The organism is Collinsella sp. AM20-15AC (assembly GCF_003471405.1).
Classification (GTDB): domain Bacteria; phylum Actinomycetota; class Coriobacteriia; order Coriobacteriales; family Coriobacteriaceae; genus Collinsella.
In genome coordinates, this window is the sequence record NZ_QRJA01000007.1 from 85007 (window position 1) to 91045 (window position 6039).

The 6039-nt window shown below is 64.7% G+C and carries 5 protein-coding genes; all 5 read left to right on the forward strand.

Features of this window, described 5'->3' with window-relative positions; all coding sequences use genetic code 11:
* Positions 1–31 precede the first annotated feature (31 nt).
* Genes aroB through DW233_RS03845 form a run of 5 tightly spaced genes read left to right on the forward strand, consistent with a single transcriptional unit; the run spans position 32 to position 5990 of the window.
* The gene (aroB, locus tag DW233_RS03825; protein WP_118266767.1) at positions 32–1138 is read left to right on the forward strand and encodes a 3-dehydroquinate synthase; all 1107 of its coding nucleotides are present in this window, start codon (positions 32–34) and stop codon (positions 1136–1138) included.
* Positions 1132–2451: a 3-phosphoshikimate 1-carboxyvinyltransferase gene (gene aroA, locus DW233_RS03830; protein ID WP_118266769.1), complete on the forward strand. Its 1320-nt coding sequence runs from the start codon at positions 1132–1134 to the stop codon at positions 2449–2451. Before aroB ends, aroA begins: the two co-directional genes overlap by 7 nt.
* Before the next feature lies 1 nt (position 2452).
* Positions 2453–3550 (forward strand): chorismate synthase, encoded by a 1098-nt coding sequence (aroC, locus tag DW233_RS03835; RefSeq protein WP_118266771.1) that lies wholly within the window; start codon positions 2453–2455, stop codon positions 3548–3550.
* A gap of 43 nt (positions 3551–3593) precedes the next feature.
* Positions 3594–4739, forward strand: a complete 1146-nt coding sequence (locus tag DW233_RS03840; protein WP_118266773.1) for a bifunctional chorismate mutase/prephenate dehydratase — start codon at positions 3594–3596, stop codon at positions 4737–4739.
* The gene (locus DW233_RS03845; protein WP_118266774.1) at positions 4740–5990 is read left to right on the forward strand and encodes a shikimate kinase; all 1251 of its coding nucleotides are present in this window, start codon (positions 4740–4742) and stop codon (positions 5988–5990) included.
* Positions 5991–6039: the final 49 nt, after the last annotated feature.

The following is a 6039-nucleotide window of genomic DNA, read 5'->3' on the forward strand; positions in this document are numbered from 1 at the left end:
CCATCACGCCAGGTCGAAAGGACCATAGCTTATGGCGATTACCATCGATATCGACACTGCACGCCCCTACCAGGTGCATGTTGGCACGTTTTTGCTGGAGCAGGCGGGGCCGCTCGTGCGCGCCACCGCCGGCGGCACCAAGGCCGTCATCGTGACGGACACCAACGTGGGCCCGCTCTACCAGATGCCCGTTAAGCAGAGCCTGGAGGCGTCAGGCTACGAGGTGAGCATCTGCACCTTCGAGGCCGGCGAGGCCCATAAACGCGCCGAGACCTACGTTGCCATTTTGGAGTTTGTGGCCGAGCACGAGCTTTCGCGCTCCGACGTGATCGTGGCACTCGGCGGCGGCGTCGTGGGCGACGTGGCGGGCTTTGTGGCCGCCACCTACATGCGCGGCTGCAAGTTTGTGCAGATCCCGACGAGCCTGCTCGCCATGGTGGATTCGTCGGTGGGAGGCAAGACCGCCATAGACTTGGCTGCCGGCAAGAACTTGGCCGGCGCCTTTTGGCAGCCGAGCGTGGTTATCGCCGACGTGGGGTGCCTGGCCACCCTCACGCCCGAGCAGTTCGCCGACGGCTGCGGCGAGGTCGTCAAGCACGCCGTAATCGCCGACCCGGAGCTTTTCGCCGAGCTGGAGAAGACCCCGCTCACGCTGGAGCTGCTCAACCAGGACGTGGCTCGCGTGGCGCTTATCATTGCCCGCAATATCGACATCAAGCGCGCCGTGGTCGTCGCCGACGAGCGCGAAACCAACCAGCGCAAGCTCCTCAACTTTGGACACAGTGCCGGACATGCCGTCGAGGCCTGCAAGCACTTTGAGCTGGGACACGGCAACTGCGTGTCGATCGGCATGGGTATCATCACGCGCGCCGCGGCCCTGCACGGCGTTTGCGATGCTGCCCTTCCCGGTCGTATTGAGGAACTCTGCGCCCGCCATAGCCTCAAGACCCGCTGCGACCTAGATGCCGATGCCGTCTTTGCCGAGGCGCTCCACGACAAGAAGCGCGCGGGCAACACCATCGATCTGGTGATTCCGCACGACATTGGCCGCTGCAGCATCGACCGCACGCCGCTTTCCACTTTCCACGAACTCATTGCCGAGGGCCTCGGCCAGAAGGGAGACGCATCCGCATGCTAGCCCGCATCACCCCGTCCCCGCTCAAGGGCACCGTTCCCGCCATCGCGTCCAAGTCGATGGCGCATCGCCTGATCATCTGCGCTGCGCTTGCCAACGGCGCGACACACGTCACCTGCAATACCACCTGCGCCGACATCGAGGCTACGGTGCGTTGCCTTACGGCACTCGGTGCCCGCATCGAGACCGTCGAGGACGGCTTCCAGGTCCACCCCACCATGAAGAGTGTTGAGTTTGGCCTGCTCAAGGCCCTTGCCGGCGGCACGCTTGACTGCGGTGAAAGCGGCTCCACGCTCCGCTTTATGTTGCCCGTCGCCTGCGCGCTGGGCGCAGAAGCAACTTTTGTGGGTCAGGGACGCTTGGGCGCCCGCCCACTCTCCCCGCTCTCGGACGAGATCATCGCCGCCGGCTGCTACCTGCAGGGTCTGGGCGGTTTTCCGCTCAAGACGAGCGGACGCATGCGCCCGGGCACTTTTGTGCTTCCGGGCAACGTGAGCTCGCAGTATATCTCCGGCCTGCTGCTGGCAGCCCCGCTGCTGGCCCAGCCCTCCTGCGTGCAGGTAACCGGCCTCATCGAGAGCCGCCCCTACATCAACCTGACGATCCAGGCCATGAAGGCCTTTGGCGTCGAGGTCAACGTCGAGCGCATTCCGGCCAAGGACGGCCAGCCCGAGGTCACGAACTTCCGCGTGAGCAGTGGCTCGTACCGCACGCCCGGCAGCGTAGCCGTCGAGGGCGACTGGTCCAACGCCGCCTTTTGGCTGTGCGCCGGTGCCATCGGCACCGACCCCATCACCGTCGAGGGCGTATCCCTAAGCTCCGCACAGGGCGACCGTAACGTGCTTGCCGCACTTTCGCGCTTTGGCGCCCGCATCGTGCGTTCCACCAACGCCGCCACCGTGCAGTCCGACAAGCTCGCCGGCTTTGAGATGAGTGCCCACGACATTCCCGACCTGGTGCCCGTTATCTCGGCCGTGGCCTCGCTGGCACAGGGCCGCACCTTTATCCGCGATTGCGCCCGTCTGCGCATCAAGGAATCCGACCGCCTGGTCACGACCACCCGCGAGCTCACCGCGCTGGGCGCGCAGGTGCGCATTGCCGGCGATGACCTCATCATCAAGGGCGTCGATGCCTTCACCGGCGGCGAGGTCGATTCGCACAACGACCATCGCATCGCCATGATGGCCGCTATCGCCGCGAGCCGCGCCACCGGCGAGGTCGTGATCCACGGCGCCGAGGCCGTCAACAAGTCCTATCCCGATTTCTTCGACCACTACCGTCTGCTGGGCGGCAAGGTCACGCTCGAGGAGGAATAGCATGTCCTCGACCTTTGGCAACGTCTTGCACTTAAGCATCTTCGGCCAGTCGCACTCCCCCGCCATCGGTTGCTCGCTCGATGGCGTCCCGGCGGGCATTGCCGTTGATCAGGAGCAGCTGCAGGCCTTTTTGGACCGTCGCGCCCCCGGTCGCGACGAGACCGCGACCAAGCGCCGCGAGGCCGACGCCGCCCAAATCATCGCCGGCGTGGTCGATGGGCACACCACCGGCGCGCCCATTGCCGCGATTATCGAGAACACCAACACGCGCTCCAAGGATTACTCCGAGCTGCGCCGCAAGCCCCGTCCGGGACATGCGGACTTCCCTGCGCGCATGAAGTATCACAACATGCACGATGTCGCCGGCGGCGGGCACTTTTCCGGCCGCCTAACAGCACCCTTATGCATCGCGGGCGGCATCGCGCTGCAGGCACTTGAGGCCCGCGGCATTAAGGTCATGGCGCATGTGGCGCAGATCGGCGGCATCTCCGACCTGCCGATGGACGATATGGTCTATCGCGAGGCCGACCGCAAGGCGATCCTTACGAACGATCTGCCGTGCATTGACGCCGCCGCAGCCGGCCGCATGCGTGAGGAGATCCTAGCCGCGCGCGACGAACTCGACAGCATCGGCGGCATCGTGGAGTGCGGCATTTACGGGCTTCCCGCAGGCATCGGCGACCCCATGTTCGACGGCATCGAGAACCGCATCGCGCAAATCGCGTTTGGCATTCCCGCCGTAAAGGGCGTGGAGTTCGGCATGGGCTTTGCCGTGGCCGCCATGCGCGGCAGCGAGAACAACGATCCGTATCGAATCGATGCCGAAACCGGCGAGATCGAGGTCGAATCCAATAACGCCGGCGGCATCCTGGGCGGTATTTCGACCGGCGCTCCCGTCATGTGGCGCATGGCCGTAAAGCCGACGCCCTCAATTGGCCGCGAGCAGCAGACGGTGGACATGGACGCTATGGAAAATGCCGAGCTCTCGGTCCACGGCCGCCACGATCCCTGCATCGTCCCCCGAGCTGTCCCCGTAGCCGAGGCAGCCGCCGCCCTTGCCATCTGGGACGCCCTCCTCGAAGACGCCGCCCAGCGCTAACTACCCACCCCTCAACATCCCCCGACACGTGAAAGGGGTCTTCATGGACCTTGCTGACATCCGCCAGGCCATCGATGGCATCGACACCACGCTCCTCAACAGCTTTGTTGAGCGCATGGACATTGCCACCGAGGTCGCCAAGTCAAAAAACGAGATGGGCAAGGCCGTCTTCGACCCCGCCCGTGAGCGCTCCAAGCTCAACAACCTCGCCAGCCGCGCACCCGAGCGCTACGAGGCGCAGACCATCACGCTATTCCGCCTCCTCATGAGCATGAGCAAGGCCGAGCAGCAGCGCTATATCAACGAGCTCAAGGGCATCACGGTCTCGCAAAGGGCACACGCCACGGCTGCAGCCTTTGACACGCCTTTCCCCCAGACGGCTAGCGTCGCCTGCCAGGGCGTCGAGGGCGCCTATAGCCAAATTGCCGCGTGCAGGCTCTTCGACGTGCCCGACATCGCGTTTTTCGAGACCTTCGAGGGCGTTATGCGCGCCGTGCGCGACGGCTTCTGCGAGTTTGGCGTGCTGCCCATCGAGAACTCCACCGCCGGCTCAGTCAACGCCGTCTACGACCTGCTCGCCCAGTTCGACTTCCACATCGTGCGCTCGCTTCGCCTCAAAATCGACCACAACTTGCTCGTCAAGCCCGGCGCCAAGCTTGCGGACGTGCACGAGGTCTACAGCCACGGCCAGGCCATTGCCCAATGCGCCGGCTTTATCGAGGCGCACGACCTGCACGCCACCAAGTACCCCAACACGGCCATGTCGGCCGAGATGGTCGCCAGCTCCGAACGCACCGATGTTGCCGCGATCGCATCGCGCAGCTGCGCCGCACTCTACGGCTTGGAGGTACTGGAGCCCAACATCCAGGACTCGGACAACAACTACTCGCGCTTTGTCGTCATCAGCCGCGAGCCACGCGTCTACCCCGGCGCCAACCGCACCTCGCTCATGATTACCACGGCCAACGAGCCGGGCGCACTCTATCGCGTACTCGAGCGCTTCTACGCGCTCAATATCAACCTCATCAAGCTCGAGAGCCGCCCCATCCCCGGGCACGACTTTGAGTTTATGTTCTACTTTGACCTGGACTGCCCCTTTGGCAGCAAGGCCCTCGACGACCTGCTCGACTCGATCGACGACGTATGCGAGAGTTTCACCTACTTTGGCAGCTACACGGAGGTGCTCTAGATGACCGATACCGCCGCAACCCGTCCCTACGGCGTGCTGGGCCGCGTGCTGGGCCACAGCTACACCCCGACCATCTACAAAGAGCTCGCAGGCCTGGAGTACGTGCGTTTTGAGCGCGAGCCCGAGGATCTTGAGGCTTTTATGACGGGTGACGAGTGGGAGGGCACCAACGTGACCATCCCCTACAAGCGCGCCGTCATGGAATACCTGGACGAGTTGAGTCCGCTCGCCGAGCGCATGGGCAACGTCAACACCATCACGCGCCTGCCCGACGGCCGCCTGCGCGGCGACAACACCGACTACTTTGGTTTTCAGTGTCTGGTCGAGGAGTTGGGCGTAGAGGTTGCCGGTAAGAAGGTCCTCGTGCTCGGCGCCACCGGCGGTGCCGGCACCACGGCCAGCATGGTGCTCGACGACCTGGGCGCCATCGTCGTACCCGTGGGTCGCACGAGCGAGGTCAATTACGACAACATCGCGCAGCAGTCCGGTGCAACACTGCTCGTCAACTGCACACCTGCCGGCATGTTCCCCCACTGCCCCGACGCTCCCTGCACGCTCGAAGGACTCGATGCGCTCGAGGGCGTCATCGACATCGTCTACAACCCCGCCCGTACGGGTCTGATGCTCGAGGCCGAGCGCCGAGGCATCCCCTGCATCGGCGGCCTGCTCATGCTTGTTGCCCAGGCGGCACAAGCTGTCGAGCGCTACACCGGCCAGATTACTCCGCGTGAGCGCATCCTGGATGTGACGGAGCGCCTGTCCCACCGCGAGCAGAACATTGCCCTGATCGGCATGCCGGGTTCGGGCAAGACCCGTGTGGGCGAGCAGATCGCCCAGCTCACGGGTCGCGAGCACATCGACTTGGACGCCGCGCTTGAGGAGCGCCTGGGGATGCCCTGCGCCGACTTTATCGTCGAGCGCGGCGAGGCAGCCTTCCGCGAGCAGGAGACGGCGGAGCTGGCCGACATCTCCAAGCGCAGCGGCCTGGTGCTTTCCACGGGCGGCGGCGTGGTCACACGCGACGAGAACTACCCGCTGCTGCACCAGAACAGCCAGATCGTGATGCTCAACCGCAAGCTCGACGAACTCGCCCATAAGGGTCGCCCCATCACCGCACGCGATGGCATCGATAAGCTCGCCGAGCAGCGCATGCCGCGCTACCGCGCCTGGGCCGACTACATCATCGACTCACGCGACTGCGCCGCCAACACCGCCCGCGCCGTCCTCGAGACCCTCCCACCCGCTCTCTAACAAAAACCACCACAAAGGGGACAGTGAACTGCGCCCCGAAACTTGGACT